We start from the raw sequence: 19,309 nt of genomic DNA, 5'->3' as shown, positions 1-19,309 counted from the left end.
ATCTCCTTGTCTTGAAGCGGTATCTAGGGCGTGCACGCATCCGGCTCAACGGGTCAGAGCGGCAAATTCTCCTGCGCAGGGACAAAGCCCGGCTTGTGCGTTGCCAGCAGGGCGGGCGGCAGGGTGATGAGCCGCGCGGCACTGGTGTAAAGCAGTCCCGCTTCGATCGTCCGGTCGGGGAAGATGACAGCCAGCGCGGCGGCATAGGCGGCCATCTGACGGACATGTGCCGTGGGCACCTCGTCCACGCCGATCGGCGCGATCCGTCCGGTCTTGAAGTCCACCAACTGGATGCGATCCGGGCCAACACATAGCCGGTCCACGGTTCCGGCGATTACCGCTTCGCCAACCACCGCCGCTATAGGCGCTTCGGCGAGCGCATCGGGGCTGAACAGGTCGGCAAAATCGGGTGCTTCGATCACCTGTAGCGCCTGCGCGACAATATCCTGCCGAACCGCCGCATCGTCCGCCCCCTGCTGGAGCAGCCAGCGGTCGGCGGCGTCCCGGCGACGTTCAGGCTCGACACCTGGCAACCGTTCGAACAGGGCATGGAGCCATCGCCCTCGCTCCGCAGCCGCGCGCATCGCGGGCGTGGGCGGCGGATAAGGCACGTCGTCCTCGACCGGCGCGGACGGGGCGAGCGGACGCGGCGGGCGCGCTTCCACTGGCGCGGGCCGACGCAGCCAGTCGGGTATGTCGGCGGCGACTTGCTCCTGCGGGGCTTCCGGCTCTGCCTTCCGCGATGGCAAATCCTCCGTCCCCAGCCAGCGCCGCCTCGCGCCCCATAATGGGTCCGCCTCCCACTCCGCGCCCAGCGAAGCCATCGCGCCTTCGACCGCCGCGAACCAGCTTTCAGGCTTCACTTCGCCCTTCGCCCTTGGTCCCAGCGATCCGGCGACGATCAGTTTTTCCTCCGCGCGGGTCAGGGCGACATAGAGCAGCCGCCAATGCTCCTCCCGCTCGACGGAGGCGGCCTGCTCGGCCACCTCGCCGATCGGCCCCTGCCGCTCCGGCTTGCGCGGGGCAAGGATGGGCAGGCCGTTCCAAAGCAGCGCATCCGCGCGATTGCCCGCATCGGGATCAAGGCAGGCATCCGCCAATATGACGACGGGCGCCTGCAACCCCTTGGCGCCGTGCACCGTCAGCAGGCGCAGCATGTCGCCCTGCGCCGCCGCATCGCGCACGATGTCGACTTCGCCCCGGTCGAACCAGTCGATGAAGCGCTGGAGCGAGGGATGGTCGTCACTCTCGAACGCCAGCGCCGCGTTGAGCAGTTCCTCGATCGGATCGACCGCTTCGGCTCCCAGTCGTTCGATCAGGCGACGGCGGCCATCCATCGGCCCCGACAATATCCCCTCCAGATAGCGATAGGGCGTCGTCAGGTCCGCAACCGCCAGCAAATCGCGTAAGGGCTTGAGCGTTTCTTCGTCCTGCGTCTGGAGCAGGTGCCGCCACAGTCCGGTCTTGCGCCCGATCAGCCGGTGCATCAATTCGTCCTGGGTCCAGCCGATCAGCGGCGAAACTAATAGCGACGCCATGTTCAGCTCGTCGTCGGGTTGCACCGCAAAGCGCAGTGCGGCCAGCAGATCGCGCACCGCCAGCGGCGCATTGAGCCGTAGCCGGTCGATCCCGGCAACCGCCACCTTCTCCTCATAAAGCCGCGCCACGATCAGCCGGGCCAGTTCGCTGCGGCGACGGACCAGGATCATGATGTCCCCTGCCCGCACTGGACGCCCCCGGCTTTCGAGCATCACCCCGTCGTCGATCCATTGCCTGATCTGTTGCGCGATCTTCTGCGCCAGCACCCGCTCCTGATCGGCGGCCCAATCCTCCTCGCCCTCGGCCTCGCCGGACAGGTTGGCGACGACCGGCTTCCACAGCAGCACTTCGCCCGGATGCCGGTTGGCGCTGATATGATGGACGTCGCCCGCCTCCAGCCCCAGCCGATCGGCGCGCAGGGTCGAAATGGTGCGGTCCACCACGTCCAACACCGCCGGGGTCGAACGGAAGCTCTGGTCGAGAGACAGGTTGTGAAAATCGTGACCGCTATTGTCGGCATCCCGCTGGAACAGGATTTGCGCCGCAGCGAAATTGGCCGGGCTGGTCCCTTGAAAGCCGAAGATGGCCTGCTTGAAATCGCCGACGGTGAAGATTGTCCGCACCTTGTCGCCCGGCTGCCACTCGCTTGCGAAAAATTCCTCCGCCAGCGTCCTCACGATGCGCCATTGGGCGGCGTTGGTATCCTGCGCCTCGTCCACCAATATATGGTCGATCCGCTGGTCCAGCTTGTACCGGATCCATTCCGCAATCCCGTCCTGCTCCAGCAGCGCGGCGGCGCGGGCGATCAGGTCGTCGAAATCTACAGCACCGGCCAGTTGCTTGGCCTGCGCATAGGCCCGCGCATAGGCCCGCCCGGCATGGAGCGCCTGCCCCAGCAGCGCCGCATAATCGGCGCGCAGCTTCATCGCGATCAGCTCGGCGCAGCGGTCGTAGAGCCGGGTCGCCATTTCGGCATAGCCATCGACCGGCGGCACCCACCCCTTCGTCAGCATGATCTCGCCATCCGCCTTGGCCCAAGCGCGATGCAGGTCGGACAGGGTGGCGGCCCGGCCTGCCGGGTCAAGCGCGCGCCACGCGGCAATCCGGTCGCACCGTTCCAGCCCGCGGCTCTTGCCCCATTGCACATTCACCTGCACGATCTGGTCGAGCGTGCGCATATCGAAGCTTGCGTCCGCGCATTGGTCGGCCAGCCATTGGTCGATGTCGCCCTCCGGCAGGCCAAGTTCGGCCATGACCCAGGGCGTGATCGCATCGGGCAGATATTCCAGTGCATCGCCCTTCGCCGCGCACCGCAGAAGATAGTTTTCCGCCCCACCCTCGCCCAGCCGCAGACTGATCGCCTGCAACGCCGCGAACAGTGCATCGTCGCGCGTCTCATGCGCGCGCACCACCATGTCGGCCAGCGTCTGCCGGGCGAGATTGGTCTGTTCGCGCTGGTCGAGCGGCCTGAAGCCGGGCGTCAGGTTTGCCTCCAGCGGAAAGGCGGTCAGCAATTGCTGGCAAAAGCCATGGATTGTCTGGATACGCAGCCCGCCGCCGGTCGACTCCAGCACTTCGGCGAACAACCGCCGCGCAAAATCGCGCGCATCCGGCCCGGACTCCTCGCCCAGCGCCTCCAGATCGGCGAACAGCCTCTTGTCGTCCATCTGCACCCAGGCGGCGAGCCGGTCATGGATGCGATCGGCCATTTCTGCCGCGCCAGCCTTGGTAAAGGTCAGGCACAATATATTTTCCGGCCGCACCCCTTGCAGCAGCAGGCGGAACACGCGTGCGGTCAGCACATGGGTCTTGCCGGTCCCTGCCGACGCGGACAGCCAGACATGCGCGTCCGGTGCGGCGGCGCGGGCCTGGTTGCCCTGCAAGGGTTGCAGCGCCTTAGCCATCGTCGCGGCCATACCATTCCTCCAGCCGCATCAGCTGGTCATAATCGCCATAATTGGCGACTTCGGGGTTGATTTCCGCACGGAAGGGCGCCGTCCCCAGCAGGAAGGCCTGCGCCAGCTCTTCAAACTGTTGATGGACCCTGGCGGTAAACTGGTCCGTGACGATCTTGTTGCGCGCGCCCATCGGATCGACCGGACTTTCGCGATAGCCGAACTGATCGCCCTTCTTGGCGAGCGACCAATACTCAAAGCCGCCTGCGGTCCTCTTCCCCGTAATGCAGTCAAACCCGCCATTTTCCGCGATCACGCCCAGCAGCCCCAATTGCAGCGCAAAGCCCGCCTTCACCTGCGCTGCGCTGGGCGGCTTGCCGGTCTTGTAGTCGATAATGCCTAGCGTGCCGTCGGGCAGGCGGTCGATCCTGTCCGCCTTGCCCATCAGCGTCACCTCGGCAATGTCTGCGCGCCCTTCCTTTTCGACGGCAAGGATGGTGCGCCCTTCCGCCTTGTCGCGCACCACTTCCGCCGCGATCCAGCGGATCGCCTCGATCAGGCGCGGCTGCCACAGCGCGCGCAGCAGCGGATGGACCTCTGGCCGGTCGAACATGGCGCGGGCGCGCGCTTCCAGATCGGCGGGGTCCAGTATCCCGGCTTCCGCCCACTGCTGCAGGATGTCATGCACCGCCGTTCCGCGCCAGGCCGGTCCGGCATCGGCATCGACCGGGTCAAGCCGTGCGAGCCGCAGTATGCGCCGGGCGTAGAATGCGAAAGGATCGGCCTTCAACCGGTCCACATCGGTGACGGGGATGACGGTTGGGCGAACCGATGCAGGCGGCGCGGGTGCGGGGCGGCCTTCAGGGTTATGGATAGCGGGCGTATCGAGGGTACGCGCCAGCACGGCATAGCTATCCGCCACTTTCCATTGCGGCCCCGCCATAGCCTTCAGTCGTAACCAGAGCCGCGACGCCACCGCCGGGCCACCACTCCCGCGTTTCGCGCGCGTGATCAGAACATGGGGCGCACCCAGCGCACTGGCGAAATCATGGGCCGCCAGGCCAATGCGCGTCTCCACCCCCGGCAAGCCCAGTTCCCGCCGGATACGCGGCGCCAGCCACGGATCAGGCGCGGGCAGGCCGGGCCATGTGCCTTCGTTCAGGCCGCCCAATATCATCAGGTCCGGCTGTACCAGTTGCGCCTCGATCAGCCCCAATATCGCAATGCGCGGGTGGCCACCCTGCGGCGGACGCACCGACACGCCGCCCAGCACATGATCGAGCAGCATCGGCAGCGCGCGCATGTCCGCCTGGCGCGGGCCTTCATCGGCGGCACCCTCCATCTCGGCGAACAGATCGGCGGCGGCATGCCCCTGATGCCCCGTCCAGACGGCGTCCCCCGTCAGCGCGCCCGCCTGCTCGCGGATCGCCGCCAATTGCGTGGCAAGATCAGTTGCGACGGCAAAGGCCCGTTCCAGCGGTTCCAGCAAGGCGCGCGCGGCAGGCCACCAGTCGCGCACCTGTCCGCGTATGGTCCGCTGGCGATCATCATCGCGCGGCATCAGCAGCAGGTCGATCCCTGCCAGCCCCGCCTGCGGCCTTGGCCCGCGCAACAGCAGGTCGAGCGCGCGCACACCCTCCAGCCATGCCAGCCGCCCTTCGCCCCGCATGACCAATGGATGTTTGAGCAATGTCAGCAGCGGGACCGGCGCGAACCGTTCCGCCACCGCCTGCGCTATCGCGATCAGCAAAGTGCCGGGCGGAAGCCGTGAAAGCGGCAAGCCCGCCGAATCGTCCGCCTCTATGCCCCAGCGCTTGAGATGCGCAGATACCCGCGTCGCCAGTTGCCGGTCGGGCGTCACCAGTGCGGCGGTGCGCTTCTCCGTCTCCAGCGCCTCGCGCAGGGCGATGGCGATGGCCTGTGCTTCCTCGCCCGGTGTCGCCACTTCCAGCGCAGCGACCCCCGCCAGCGAACGGTCTGCGGTCTTCAGGTCACGCCAGCGACTGGTGAGCCGGGGCGGCAGCATTGCGTTGGAGATATTGCGCCCGCGCACCGCCCGCGCATCATGCTCGCTGCCCCAGCGCCACTGCGCCACATCGTCACGGGTCGCGCTCATGGCGTGGAGCAGCCGTTTCAGCGCATATTGCGGATGGCTTTCATGCCCGGCGGGGGCCAGGCCGGTGACGGGATCGGGATCGAAGGGGCCGATCGCCTGCCACGCTTCGTCGTCCATATGCTGGTCCAGCCCGGCGAACACGACCATGCCGCCCGGCATTTCGCCTATCCGGCGCAACAGCCCTGCGACCGCCGGAGCCGTCGACGCAATGCCCGCCGCCACGACAAAGCCCGACGGCGGATGATCCCGCCAGCGCGCCGCCAGCCGGTCGAACAGCTGGTTGCGCCGCTCGGTCAGATCCATGCAGCCCAGCCGCGCCAGTTCATCGGGCCAGCGGGCGATCACGATCTCGAACAGATGCAGCGACGTTTGCCAGTGCCGCGACAATTCGTCGGACAGGCTGAGGTCGCGCAGCGCCGTGACTGGCACCCGCTCCACCTGCATCTGATCCAGCACCGCGCCCAGAGCCTGCCCCAGTTGCAGCGCTTGCCCCGCGTCAATATCGCCCTTCACCTGCTGCACCATCCGCGCCAGGATCATCTGGCGGCGCATCGGTGCAATCGCCGGGGGCAGCGCGTCCCCCTCCCCCAACGGATCGAGTGCGCTGCCGACCTGCTCGCCAATATCCGGGTCGCCGATGGCCGCCAGACGCGGCAGCAACAGCCCCCCGCCCGACGCGCGCACGAACGCATCGCTGACCGCGCGGACCGCGCGATTGCTGGGCAGCAGGATCATGCCCTGCGTCAACGCCATCGGATCGCCGCCATGGCGCGCCAACAGGCCCGCAACCAGCGCATCGGAAAAGGCGCGGTGCGCCGGGATGGAAAATAGCGCGGGGCGCGTGCGATCACCCATGGGTGATCATGGATTCCACGACAGGGATGGCTTTGGGCGTACCGACGTCGAACCAGAGGCCCTGATGCGAAACGCCATAGAGCCGTCCCGCCTCGATCGCCCTGTCCCAGAAAATATTGGTCGAAAATACGTCACCGGGCGGATCGCGCAGCAGCGCGGGCGACATGATCTGTACGCCGGTAAAGACGAATGGCGCGACATGGGCCGTCTTGCGCCGCGTCAGCCGACCGCTGGCGTCCATATGAAAATCGCCCTGGCCAGTATGGCAGTGCGCGCGCGCGAGCGGTACCAGCAGCAGCAGCGCATCCATCCTGTCCGGGTTCCAGATGCGCTGCATCATTCCCAGCGTTTCCTGTGGCCCGTCGATCCACAGATTGTCGCTATTGGCGCAGAAAAAGGGTTTGTCGCCCAGCAGCGGCGCGGCATGGATCAGGCCGCCGCCGGTTTCCAGCAATTTGGCGCGCTCATTGGAGACGGCAAACGCCATGCCGCCCTTGCGCGTGCGCAAATGCGCCTCGACCGTGTCGGCGAGATAATGGACATTGACGATCACCTTGCGGATGCCGCCAGCCTCCAGCCGGTCGAGCGCATGGTCCATCAGCGGTTTGCCCGCCACCTTGACCAGCGGCTTTGGCCGGGTGGCGGTGAGTGGACGCATCCGCTTGCCAAGCCCCGCCGCCATCAACATCGCTGTGTCGATCATGCCGGGGCGAACTCCACCAGCGCCTCATGGCGTTGATCGGCCGGTATGTTGGCGGCGAACCATTGCGCCACCGGTTCCAGCGCCGGGTGCGCCAGATCGCGCTCCAGCAAATCCCACATGCGCGGCAGGAAGCTGAGATAACGCGGCTTGCCATCGCGCTGCCAAAGGCGGGTGAAGATGCCGATAATCTTGGCGTTCCGCTGCGCGCCCAGCACCGCATAGGCAGCGTCGAAATCGGGCGGCGGCGCGGCGATCGCCTTGTAGCGCGCCAGCATCGCTGCCTCGACCTGCGGCGGCACATCGCGCCGCGCATCCTGCAACAGCGACACCAGATCATAGGCGGGATGCCCGGCAAGCGCGTCCTGAAAATCGAGCAGGCCCAGGCCATGCGACGTCGCCCGGTCGATCAGCATGATATTTTCTGCATGATAATCGCGCAGCACCGTGACGGTCGGGCTGGCGGACTGTTCGACGATCGGCAGCACCGCATCCCATGCCGCGACATAGGCGTCCTGATCGACCGTCAGGCCGATCGCCGGGCAATACCATTGCGTCAGCAAATCGACTTCGCGCTGATAGACCGCGCGGTCATAGGGCGGCACCGGCGCTGCGGGCAAACGGTGGAGGTCCGTCAGCAAATCGATCGCGCGGCCATAGACCGCAAGTTCCGCGTCCGGCTGATCGTCCAGATGTTCCTTGACCCGCAGATCGCCGAAGTCCTCGATCAGCACCAGCCCCTCTTCCAGATCGCGGGCCAATATCCGTGGCGCGGCAAAGCCGTCCGCCAGCAGATGTTCTGCGATGGCGATGAACGGGCGCGGATCTTCATGCGGCGGTGGCGCATCCATCAGCACCGCGCGGCGTCCGCCGTCGACGACGCGGAAATAGCGACGGAAGGATGCATCGCCTGCCAGCGGCACGATGGCGGCGTCGCCCCATCCGGCTTGGCCAAGGAAAGCGGGTGCGGCGGCCGGGGGGATCATATCTGTGACCATCGCTCCGTCCAAGCGTCGGGCACGTCCGCTGTCAAGCGCCGAGCGCCATCCCCTTCAATCGCAATGCTCAAACGCAGCGCATGCGGCCATAGCCGCGCACCCAGCCGGTCGGGCCATTCAACGATCAGCAGACTGTCCATCAGATAGTCGCCCAGCGCCAGTTCCTCCGTATCCTCCGGCGTGTCGAGCCGATAGAGATCGACATGGGCGACCGGCAATCGCACTTCCGGCACGTCATAGGGCTGCACGATCGCAAAGCTGGGACTGGGCGCTTCGCCCGCCAACCCCAACGCTTCCAATATACCGCGCGCCAGCGTCGTCTTGCCCGCCCCAAGCCCACCTTCAAGCGCAATGACATCGCCGATTCGCACATGGGTGGCGATGCGATGGCCAAGGTCCAGCATCGCAGCTTCATCGGCCAGATACAGCGCCACGTCAGCCACGGGGCAACTCGATCACCACCATCGTCCCCTGACCCGGCTGCGACACCAGTTCCAGCGTCCCGCCGTGGGCCTGCGCCAGCTGGCGGGCGAGCGGCAAGCCGATCCCGGCCTTGCCTCCGCTACGTGCCTGTCGGGCGCGGGCTGCCGGATCGAACAGCAATTTCTGCTGCGCCGCCGGGATGCCGGGTCCATTGTCGGAAATGACGATCCTGGCACGATCAGCACCACCATCGCCATGCAGCAGCACGCGGGCGCTCCTGCCGCCATAGCATATGGCATTTTCGAGCAGATGATCGATCGCCTGCCCGATCCGGCGGGCGTCCCCCTCCACCTGGCCCAGGCTGGGGTCGATCGTGACGGCCAGGTCTATCCCCTTGGCGTTGGCGTCGGCGCGGACACGATCGGCGCTCGCACGGGCAACCGCCGCCAGATCGACGGGCGCACGATCGATCGGCAACGTCCCCGCCTCGCCCTGCGTCAGGTCCAGCACATTGTCGATCAGCATGGACAGGCGGCCCGTGCTTTGCAGTATGCCATCGACATAGTCCTTGGCCGATGCGCTGAGTTCCCCGGCATAGCCCGCGCTCATCATCTCGGCAAAGCCGGCAATGGTGGTCAGCGGCGTACGCAGTTCGTAGCTCATATTGGTAACGAAGGCGGTCTTGACTTCATCGGCCTGTTCCAGCGCCACATTGCGGTCGCGCAGTACCTGTTCGACGCGGCGGCTGTCGGTCACGTCCAGCATGGTGAAAAGCGCATTGCCATCGGGCAACGGGATGGCGGCAAATTCGAAGGTCCGCCCGTCAGCAAAGCCGACATGGCCGATCCGCTGCTTGCGTTCGACCGTCGCCGCGCGGACAAGTTCGCGCACCAGATTGGACTGTTGCGGCTTGGCCAGCCGTTCCTGCACCGCGCGCATCAGGTCATCTATGCGCGGATGGGTCGCCAGCATTTCCTCATCTGCGCCCCACACCGTGCGGAACCGGCTGTTCCACATCTGGAGGCGACCGTCGGACGAAAAGACGCCGATCGATTCGAACAGATTGTCGAACGTCGCCGTCCGCACCCGCAGTAGCGTATCGCGCGCGCTCGAAAGCTGCACCTGCTCGGTCCGGTCCTCGAAGATCAGCAGCAGGCCGCCATCGGGAAGAGGCTGGGCATAGACACGCAAATGGGTGCCATCCTGCAGCAGCCAGTTTTCCTCGACCGGATCGGGGGACAGGAACCAGTCGCGCCGTTCGCCGCGCCATGCCGGAAAGTCGCGATGTTCCGGCAGGCGGCGTGCGTCGCGCATCTGGTCCAGCACCCGCTCGAACAGGGGGGCATCGGCCAGTTGCTCCTGATGCAGGCCGAACAGGCTGATGAAGGGCTGGTTCCAGAAGCGTAGCGCCCGGTCCGGGCCAAATCTGGCAACGCCTGCGGACAGGCGATCGAGCAAGTCGCGCTGCGCTGCTTCCAGGCGGCGATGTTCGACCCGTGCCTGTTCCAGTTGATGCTGGTCGACGGCATAGCCCGCGACGCCCGCCTCGCCCAGCGGCACGTCAACCACGCGCATGGTGCGCCGCTCGCCGTCGATCGTCGCGGGGACCATGCGTTCGATTGGCTCACCGCGCGCCAATGCGTCGGCGGCGGCGGCCTGCGGCGTCAGGCCGCCCACCGCCTCGACCAGTTCGACGCCGCTGCCGATCACTTCGCGGGCATCGGCACCATCGACCGCGCGGACATAGGCGCTGTTGACCAGGCTCAGGCGCAGGTCCGGGGTGCGGTGCCACATCGGGAAGGGTGCAGCCTCGACCAGTCCCGCCAGCGCTTCCAGCGCATCGCGCAACTGGTCGACCTGGCCTTTGAGCGCCTGGATTTCGGACTGGCTGTCGGTCGCGTCGAATATCCACAGCACGACGCCACCGTTTGACGCCAGGCTGGGCGATGCAGGCGCGCCGCGGACCAGAAGCAGGCGTGACGACCCGACACCGCGCACCGGCAGGGCAAAGCTCTTGCCCGCCTTTTGCGCAGACGCGATTTCGCGCGCCAGCGCTGCGGCATCGTCGGGTTCCAATCCCCCGTCGGCAGCGATCAGTTCAGATGCAAAGGTCGGGACACGGGGCTTGCCCAGCCATTTGGCGAGACGATCAGCCGCTTCCAGCTTGCCATCGGGATGAATGACCACCGGGGCGGCCGGTGCGGAAGCGAGCAGCATGGCAAGGCGATCGAGCTTGCCCTGCGCCTGCATCCCCTCGCGGCGCATCCGCTGTCCGCTGGCCAGCGCCCACACGGCGGCGCCCAGCCACAGGGCCAGCACGATGCCCAATATGATGGCGGCCATGGGGGTCAGCGTCATTGCGCCCTCTGCTCCCATTTCCGCCGAAACTGCCTGTCGCTGTTCATAATCATGCCCGGACTAACGCAAGTCGGGCGCAGCGGGAAGAAGGCGATGCAAAGAATTGAGGCCAGCGCGTAAAAGCAGACCAAAACAAATCCTCCCCCTTGCAGGGGAGGTGGCAGCACGACGTGCTGATGGAGGGGTGTCGCCCTATCTAAAGCAGGACACCCCTCCGTCTGGCCTGCGGCCCGACACCTCCCCCTAAAGGGGAGGATGGTCACTGATCAGTAGCGGTAGTGGTCGGGCTTGAACGGCCCTTCGACCGGCACGCCGATATAATCGGCCTGACGCTGGCTCAGCTTGGTGAGCTTCACGCCCAGCTTTTCCAGATGCAGTTCGGCGACCTTTTCGTCCAGATGCTTGGGCAGGACATAGACTTCGTTGCGATACTGATCGCTCTTGGTCCACAGTTCGATCTGCGCCAGCGTCTGGTTGGTGAAGCTGGCCGACATCACGAAGCTGGGGTGGCCGGTGGCATTGCCTAGATTGACCAGGCGCCCCTTCGACAGGACGATGATCTTCTTGCCGTCGGGGAACTCGACTTCGTCCACCTGCGGCTTGATCTCGGTCCATTTCATGTTGTTCAGGCCCGCAATCTCGATCTCGCTGTCGAAATGGCCGATGTTGGACACGATCGCCATATTCTTCATCGCGCGCATGTGATCGACGGTCAGCACGCCTTCATTGCCGGTCGCGGTGACGAAAATGTCGGCGCGCGGGGCGGCCTCTTCCATCGTCACGACTTCATAGCCTTCCATCGCCGCCTGCAGCGCGCAGATCGGATCGACTTCGGTCACGAGCACGCGCGCGCCACCATTGCGGAGCGAGGCAGCCGAACCCTTGCCGACATCGCCGAAGCCGGCGACGCAGGCGACCTTGCCGGCCAGCATGACGTCGGTGCCGCGACGGATCGCGTCGACCAGCGATTCCTTGCAGCCGTAAAGATTGTCGAACTTCGACTTGGTGACGCTGTCGTTCACGTTGATCGCGGGGAAAGGCAGCTTGCCCTTCTTGGCCAGTTCATAGAGGCGATGGACGCCAGTGGTGGTTTCTTCCGACACGCCCTTGATCGACTGAACGGTTTTGGTCAGGAAACCGGGGCGTTCCTTCAGCACGCGCTTCAGCACAGCGCAGAAGATTTCCTCTTCCTCGTTCGACGGGGTGAACAATTCCTCGCCCGCTTCGACCCGCGCGCCCCACAGGGCGAACATGGTGGCGTCGCCGCCATCGTCCAGGATCATGTTGGCAACGCCCGACGGATCGGTGTGCCAGTCGAAAATGCGTTCGACATAGTCCCAATATTCCTGCAGCGTTTCGCCCTTGATGGCAAATACGGGCACGCCCGACGCGGCGATCGCGGCGGCGGCATGGTCCTGCGTGGAATAGATGTTGCAGGTCGCCCAGCGAACCTGAGCGCCCAGCGCGGTCAGCGTTTCGATCAGCACGGCGGTCTGGATCGTCATGTGCAGCGATCCGGTGATGCGCGCGCCCTTCAACGGCTGCGACGGGCCGAATTCCGCGCGCAGGGCCATCAGGCCCGGCATTTCGGTTTCGGCGATATCCATTTCCTTGCGGCCAAAATCGGCCAGGGCGATATCGGCGATCACATAATCCTGCGCCTGGGTGGCGGAAGCGGTGGCCACGATCGTGTCTCCGTAAACTTGAAATGATGCCTGTACCGCTGGAAAAAGGTCCGGGCGGCGGCGATGGCAAGCGCTTTACCAACCGCCGCCGCCCGTGGCAACTCGATATAAAGATTTCTTTATGTGATGACCCTGCCGGTCGACCGAAACCTGCGTCAGGCCGAACCGGCACCGCGCACCAGATGCGACGAATCGACACCGGCCGCCGCATAGGAAGCGGCCCATTTGCGATGGGTGGGCACGTCGAACAACAGGTCGGCATTGCCCGGTGCCAGAAACCAGCTGTCGCTCGTCATCTCGCGTTCCAATTGCCCGGCGCCCCACCCGGCATAGCCAAGCGCGACGAGATAGCGGCTGGGTCCGCGCCCCTGCGCAATCGCCTTCAATATGTCGAGTGATCCGGACAAGCCCCATTGCGTGCCGACCTGCACCATGTCCTGCCCCGACCAGTCGAGCGAATGGAGGACAAAGCCGCGCCGCGGTTCGACCGGACCGCCGCGCAGGACGGGTCTGTCGGGGATCGCGCTGCCGTCAATGTCGAAACTGTCGAGCAGGCCATGCAGGCTGACGCCTTCCATTTCCTCCCCGACCGCTATGCCCATTGCCCCTTCGGCGTCATGAACGCACAGCGCGACCACGCTATGATCGAACCGCGCATCAGCCATGCCGGGCAATGCGAGCAGGAAATGCCCGCCAAAGAAACTGGTCTGGTCCATCACCGGAATATAGACCAACATGGGATGATGCCAAGGATCTCGCGGCATATTCCGTCCCCGCCCTTGACAGTCCGCCCGGCAGCAACGACCTGCGCCCTCGTCAGTTTCAGGAGAATGACCATGACCATTGCCAAGGGCGACCGCCTTCCCAGCACGACATTCACGAAAATGACCGAGGATGGTCCGGAGCCCGTGACGTCGGACGAATATTTCGCGGGCCGCACGGTCGCGGTCTTTTCCGTTCCCGGCGCATTTACGCCCACCTGCTCTGCCAAGCATCTGCCCGGCTTCATCGACAAGGCCGGTGCGCTGAAGGAAAAGGGCGTCGATGAAATCGCCTGCACCGCCGTCAACGACGCTTTCGTGATGGGCGCTTGGGGCAAGTCTGCCGGTGCCGATGGCAAGGTGACGATGCTCGCCGATGGCAATGGCGATTTCGCCAAGGCCGTTGGCCTGACCATGGATGGCAGCAAATTCGGCCTTGGCCAGCGGGGCCAGCGCTTCTCCATGATCGTGAAGGACGGCGTCGTGGCCGAACTCAATGTCGAAGCCCCCGGCGATTTCAAACTGTCATCGGCCGACCATATGCTGGGTCAGCTCTAATTCCAGAAGTCGGCGTGCATTTTCGATCGCGCGCCGACTTCCTTCCGTCATGCAACTGCGTTAGCAAGGGGCGATGACACAAAGCATCGGCAGCGCAACGGTCGCGCAACTTGACCGTCTCTATCAGACATCCATCGAAACATTGCGCGACGCCATGCGCGCTTACGGTCGCGACGGCAGCGTCCCTCCGCCGCAAGCGCGGCACGACCAGCGTTTCTGCTATCCCGAATTGCGCATCACCTATCATGGTGACAGCGACGCACCGCCGCCCGGCCGGTCCTTCGCCCGCCTGTCCAAACCGGGCCGCTATGTCACCACCATTACCCGTCCCGCGATGTTCGCCGATTATCTGGCCGAACAGATCGACTTGCTCGTCCGCGACTATGGGGTGGAGGTCGAAACCGGCCTCAGCCACCAGCAAATCCCCTTTCCCTATGTTCTGGACGGGCTGGACATGGGGGCGCTCGACGGTACGCCCCCGACCGAACTGGCGCGCTATTTCCCCACGACCGAACTGGCCGAGATTGGCGACGAGATTGCCGATGGCCTGTTCATGCCGGATGCGGACGGTGATCGGCCGCTGGCGCTGTTCGACGGTCTGCGCACCGACTTTTCGCTGGCGCGTCTGAAACATTATACCGGCACGCCTGCCGAACACATGCAGCGCTACATTCTGTTCACCAACTATCATCGCTATGTCGATGAGTTCGTCAGCTGGGCCTGCGCGGAATTGCAGCGGGACGGCAACCGCTTTACCGCTTTGTCGGGGGCTGGTGGCGTCTATGTCACCCCCGAAACCGCCGATCCGGCGCAGATGATCGCCGACAGCGCCTGGCGCAAGCATCAGATGCCGGCCTATCACCTGATCGCGCCAGACGGCAGCGGCATCACGCTTGTCAATATCGGTGTCGGTCCGTCCAATGCCAAGACGATCTGCGATCATCTGGCGGTGCTGCGCCCGGAAGCCTGGCTGATGATCGGCCATTGCGGCGGGCTGCGCCCCAGCCAGCGGATCGGCGACTATGTGCTGGCCCACGCCTATCTGCGCGATGACAAGGTGCTTGACGCCATGCTGCCGCCGGAAATTCCGATCCCGGCCATTGCGGAGGTGCAGGTGGCGATGGCCCAGGCGGCAGAAGCCGTGCTTGGGGGGCGTGACCCGGAAGATTTCAAGCGCCGCCTGCGCACCGGCACGGTCGTCACGACCGATGATCGCAACTGGGAACTGCGCTATTCCAGTTCCGCCCTGCGCTTCAGCCTGTCGCGCGCGGTCGGCATCGACATGGAATCCGCCACCATCGCGGCACAGGGCTACCGCTTCAGGGTACCCTATGGCACGTTGCTATGCGTTTCCGACAAGCCGATCCACGGCGAACTCAAACTGCCGGGCCAGGCCAACCGCTTCTATGAGGAAGCGATTGCCAGCCATTTGCGCGTGGGGCTAATGACCTGCGAACTGCTGCGAGAAGGCGGCGCAAAGCTGCACAGCCGCAAGCTGCGCGCGTTCAACGAGCCGCCATTCAGATAAGGTGTTGATCAGGCAGCCGCGCGCCAGATGGCGACGCGGTCCTTGCCGTCACGCTTGGCGTCGTAAAGGGCAGCGTCAGCACGGGCGACCATGTCGTCCAGTTGCTGGTCGCCCGCCTGCAATTGCGCAACGCCAAAGCTGGCGCGCAACCGGGCGTGCGGGGCGTTGGGCAGGATCAGGCAACCAATCTCCGCGCGCACCCGCTCCATGACGTCGGCGGCGGCGGCGGCGTCCGTCTCGACCAGCAGCAGCCCGAATTCATCGCCGCCCATCCGCGCGACGATATCGCCGCGGCGGACGGCGCTGCCCAGCAACTGGGCAAAGCCGCGCAGGGCAGCGTCCCCGGCGATATGGCCATGCCCGTCATTCAAAGCCTTGAACCCGTCAAGATCACACACGACCAGCGCCAGCGGGCGGCCATAACGCCGGGCATTGGCGATGGCGCGCACGGCGGCCTCATCCAACCCGCGCCGGTTGAGCACGTCCGTTAACGGATCATGCCGCATCTGCCGCCGCAACTGGTGCGCCAGATCGCCCGCGACCACCATGACGGCGGCCACGCCCGTGCCGACATAGATTGACGGCAGGCCAAGGCCCAATATCGCGCGATAGGTGACCAAGCCCGCGCCCGGCGCCTGGCCGAGATTGGCGGCGGCGCTGACGGCCAGGGCCGTCTGAAACAGCGCGAACAGCAGGAACATGGTGAAAAAGGCGATTTCCGGTGCATTGAACCGCCGGTCACGGGGCCAGAGAGAGGCAGCCGAACACAGCATCAATATGCCGACATAGCCCGGCACGATCATGCCCTGAAGCGCGCGATCATGGATCATCGCCGCATAGATGCCGCCGACCGCCACGATTGATCCCGCGCCCAGCATCAATCGCCAGGGTACGGGCTGTCCCGACCGCTGGCGCACGCCCGCCACCACCAGCGTACCGCTGACGACGATGCAGCATGCCGCCAGCGCCATCAGCGGGGCACTTTTCAACAAAATGCCCGCCGCGTTGGCGATCCACTGGACCGTTGCGGCGCTATAGGAGAGCGTCCAGCTTAACGCATGGACCTGGCGTCCAAAATGTAACCACGCCACCCCCATCGCCAGCGCCATGACGACGCTGGTGAAGAAGAGCAAAGCAATGATGATGATCGCCGGGTCCACGGGCCTGGCCTTTACTGGCTTTACTTGGCGATTACCAGCCGCAAGACTTGCCTTTGTTCTGCTGGACGAGCCATTTTTGCAACGGTGCGAAATAAGCGGTCATCGCCCTGCCCGAAATCTCGCGCGTTCCAGTGAAAGCCTGCAATGCATCGGGCCATGGCTTGGACGCGCCCATTTCCAGCATCGCGTTCAGCTTGGCGCCAACAGCCTTGTTTCCGTAGAAGGAACAGCGATGGAGTGGCCCCTTCCAGCCCGCCTGTTTGCACGCCGCTTCGTAAAATTGCTGCTGCAAAATCCCTGCCAGGAAATAGCGGGTGTAGGGGGTATTCCCCGGAATATGGAATTTCGCCCCCGCGTCGAACTTGGTTTCATCGCGGGTCACCGGCGGGACGATACCCTGATATTGGCGGCGCAGGTCGGTCCAGCCCTTTTCATACTGGCTCTGCGGTATCGCGCCGCTGAATACGCCCCAGCGCCATTTGTCGACCAGCAGGCCAAAGGGCAGAAACGCAACCTTGTCCATCGCCTGACGCAGCAACAGGCCAATATCCTTGTCCGGTCCGGGCACTTTGCCTGCGTCCAGCAGGCCGATCTTCACCAGATAGTCGGGCGTGATCGACAAAGCGACGAAATCGCCGATCGCTTCATGGAAGCCATCATTCGCCCCATCCAGATAAAGCGGCTTCTGATTCTGATAGGCACGCTGGTAATAATTATGGCCCAGCTCATGATGGATGGTCACGAAGTCGTCGCTGTTGACCTTCGTGCACATCTTGACGCGTATGTCGTCCTTGTTGTCGATATCCCATGCAGATGCATGGCAGACGACTTCGCGGTCCAGCGGCTTGATGAACTGGGTGCGTTCCCAGAACGTCTCCGGCAGCGGCGCAAAGCCCAGCGAGGAATAAAAGCCCTCGCCGATTTTGAACATCTGCTTTTCCCAATAGCCGCGCTGCTGCTTTTCCGGCGTGTCGGGGGTGTCGACCTGAGCGGGTCGGGTTTCGACATAACCCTTGGCCTTCAGCAACGCCCCGACGTCATAGCCCAGGTCGCCTGCGCCCTTGGGCGCGACGACATCATAGATATTGCCCCAGGATTGCGCCCACATATTGCCCAGCAGGTCGGCGCGGATCGGTCCCGTCGCCGGCTGCACCGCATCGCCATATTTCTCGTTGAGCTTGGCGCGGGTATAGCAATGCAACTGGTCATAGAGCGGCTTCACCTCCGCCCAGATCTTGTCGGTCAGCTTGGCAAAATCATCGGCTGGCATGTCATATTTGGACCGCCACATCGCCCCGGTATCGGCAAAGCCCAACTCCCTGGCGCCCGCATTGGCGATATCGACCAGCTTGGCGTAATCGTCCCGCATCGGCGCGCCAACATTGTCGTGCCAACTGACCCACATCTCTTTCAGTTCTTCGGGGTTGCGGTTGTTCCCCATCTGCTCCTCAATGTCGCTGCCATTGATCGGCTGGCCCTTGAGCGTTCCCTTCCCCTTGCCATAGGTGGACTGGAGCCGTGTCGCGAGATCATTGAGTTGCTGCGCCGCGCCCGGCGTGGTCGGCGCAGGCAGGGTCAGCGCGGTGCGCAGCAGGTCCAGGCGGCGCTTCGTTTCGGCCGACAGGCCAGCCGCGGTGGCATATTTCGCGGCCTCAAGTGCATAATCGACATTCATGGACGTGCGGATGGCGCCGAAATAGGCGGCCACGGCGTCGCTGTCGTCATTCAGATAGGTGGAATTGACCCAGTCGGCACGGTTGGAGATCAGCGAATGTTCGAACATCGCCTTTTCCGCCTTCGCAAGGAAAGCTTCGGCCTCGGCAGCCGTCGGTGCGGGCGTCTGCTGGGCAAGGACGGGCGATACAGTAAGCGCGGCCGCAAGCGCGGCAAGCGAGATGGCGATTTTCACGGGAGTTCCCCTCATAGGCTTATGAAGGGGAAGGTGACTTGCCCGGACGATACAGTCAAGCGGTCAGGAAATCGGCCATTGCCTGCCCCATCTCCTTGCGGGTGACGGCGTTCATGTGATTGCCCGGTATTTCGACATAGCGCCCATCGGGCAGCACATCCGCCAGTTCCTGCGCCACGCCATTATCGCGGTCGTCCGCGCCGCAGATGATTTCGGTCGGCTGCTGAATGGCAGCGATTGTCTCGCGCGGCGTATCGACAAAGGTGTTCAGGATATGGAGCATCGCCACCGGATCGCCCTTGGTGGTCTTGAGGAAGGCTTCCGTCATCCATTCCGACGTGCCGCGCTCGAACGTGCCAAGGTTCGTCAGGACATTCCTGTAATAGCCGCCATTGTCGAGCGTCTGGACCAGTCCGCGCAGGCCCATCCCCGCCAGGATCACCCGCCGCGGCGTCGCTCCGCGCGCCAGCATCCGAACGGTCGTGCGCGCGCCCAGCGAATAGCCGCCCAGATCATAGTCGGTCAGCCCCAGTTGCTCGACCAGTGCCAGCCCGTCTTCGGTCAGGGCGTCGGGCGGATAGGCGGCAATATCATGTGGCTTCCCGCTTTCTCCATGGCCGCGCAGGTCGGGCATGATCAGGCGGAAGCCCGCCTCAACCAGCTTGGCGGCATGACCGTAGCGAATCCAGTTGGTGAAGGCGTTGGAAAAATAGCCATGGATCAGCACCAGGTCCCGGCCCTCCCCCGCCACATGCACGGCGATTGGCAGGCCATCAAAGCCCTTGATGTCATGGCGTTCGATGGTCAGGTCGGTCATGGAGTAA

The 19,309-nt window shown here is 64.6% G+C and carries 13 protein-coding genes; 2 read left to right on the top strand and 11 right to left on the bottom strand.

Annotation, left to right across the window (positions count from 1 at the left end; genetic code table 11):
- Positions 1-53: 53 nt before the first annotated feature.
- The 8 genes from addA to AC07X9_RS05735 form a co-directional block, all read right to left on the bottom strand.
- A complete protein-coding gene (gene addA, locus AC07X9_RS05770) occupies positions 54-3,455 on the bottom strand; it encodes a double-strand break repair helicase AddA (protein ID WP_017184406.1) in 3,402 nt (1,133 codons plus the stop codon).
- Positions 3,436-6,405: a double-strand break repair protein AddB gene (gene addB / locus AC07X9_RS05765; protein WP_017184407.1), complete on the bottom strand. Its 2,970-nt coding sequence runs from the start codon at positions 6,403-6,405 to the stop codon at positions 3,436-3,438. The genes addA and addB overlap by 20 nt, the downstream gene beginning before the upstream one ends.
- Positions 6,398-7,108, bottom strand: coding sequence for a nucleotidyltransferase family protein (locus AC07X9_RS05760; protein ID WP_017184408.1), 711 nt, complete (start codon positions 7,106-7,108; stop codon positions 6,398-6,400). The genes addB and AC07X9_RS05760 overlap by 8 nt, the downstream gene beginning before the upstream one ends.
- The gene (locus tag AC07X9_RS05755) at positions 7,105-8,091 is read right to left on the bottom strand and encodes an aminoglycoside phosphotransferase family protein (RefSeq protein ID WP_017184409.1); all 987 of its coding nucleotides are present in this window, start codon (positions 8,089-8,091) and stop codon (positions 7,105-7,107) included. Before AC07X9_RS05755 ends, AC07X9_RS05760 begins: the two co-directional genes overlap by 4 nt.
- The gene (gene tsaE / locus AC07X9_RS05750) at positions 8,088-8,546 is read right to left on the bottom strand and encodes a tRNA (adenosine(37)-N6)-threonylcarbamoyltransferase complex ATPase subunit type 1 TsaE (RefSeq protein WP_017184410.1); all 459 of its coding nucleotides are present in this window, start codon (positions 8,544-8,546) and stop codon (positions 8,088-8,090) included. Before tsaE ends, AC07X9_RS05755 begins: the two co-directional genes overlap by 4 nt.
- Positions 8,539-10,884 carry a PAS domain-containing sensor histidine kinase gene (locus AC07X9_RS05745; protein ID WP_017184411.1) on the bottom strand — a complete coding sequence of 782 codons (2,346 nt, stop codon included), beginning with the start codon at positions 10,882-10,884 and terminating at the stop codon, positions 8,539-8,541. Before AC07X9_RS05745 ends, tsaE begins: the two co-directional genes overlap by 8 nt.
- Positions 10,885-11,150: 266 nt before the next feature.
- On the bottom strand, positions 11,151-12,569 hold the full coding sequence (gene ahcY, locus AC07X9_RS05740; protein ID WP_017184412.1) for an adenosylhomocysteinase: 1,419 nt from the start codon (positions 12,567-12,569) through the stop codon (positions 11,151-11,153).
- A 155-nt stretch (positions 12,570-12,724) separates the two neighbouring features.
- Positions 12,725-13,306, bottom strand: coding sequence for a YqgE/AlgH family protein (locus AC07X9_RS05735; protein ID WP_017184413.1), 582 nt, complete (start codon positions 13,304-13,306; stop codon positions 12,725-12,727).
- Between the two features lie 99 nt (positions 13,307-13,405).
- On the opposite strand from AC07X9_RS05735, the gene AC07X9_RS05730 reads away from it, so the two are divergent.
- Positions 13,406-13,888, top strand: a complete 483-nt coding sequence (locus tag AC07X9_RS05730) for a peroxiredoxin (RefSeq protein WP_026002626.1) — start codon at positions 13,406-13,408, stop codon at positions 13,886-13,888.
- Positions 13,889-13,961: 73 nt separating this feature from the next.
- Positions 13,962-15,416, top strand: coding sequence for an AMP nucleosidase (locus tag AC07X9_RS05725; RefSeq protein ID WP_017184415.1), 1,455 nt, complete (start codon positions 13,962-13,964; stop codon positions 15,414-15,416).
- An 8-nt stretch (positions 15,417-15,424) separates the two neighbouring features.
- On the opposite strand, the gene AC07X9_RS05720 is transcribed toward AC07X9_RS05725, so the two are convergent.
- From AC07X9_RS05720 to AC07X9_RS05710, 3 genes are read right to left on the bottom strand one after another with little or no spacing between them, the layout of a single operon-like run.
- A complete protein-coding gene (locus tag AC07X9_RS05720) occupies positions 15,425-16,576 on the bottom strand; it encodes a GGDEF domain-containing protein (RefSeq protein ID WP_017184416.1) in 1,152 nt (383 codons plus the stop codon).
- 31 nt (positions 16,577-16,607) lie between these two features.
- Complete coding sequence (locus tag AC07X9_RS05715) at positions 16,608-18,485, bottom strand: M2 family metallopeptidase (protein ID WP_017184417.1); 1,878 nt, start codon at positions 18,483-18,485, stop codon at positions 16,608-16,610.
- Positions 18,486-18,540: 55 nt separating this feature from the next.
- On the bottom strand, positions 18,541-19,302 hold the full coding sequence (locus AC07X9_RS05710; protein WP_017184418.1) for an alpha/beta fold hydrolase: 762 nt from the start codon (positions 19,300-19,302) through the stop codon (positions 18,541-18,543).
- Positions 19,303-19,309 lie beyond the last annotated feature (7 nt).

It is taken from the genome of Sphingobium sp. GW456-12-10-14-TSB1, assembly GCF_059424385.1.
Note: the sequence above shows the minus strand (reverse complement) of the source record. Positions and strands in the feature narration are given on the sequence as shown.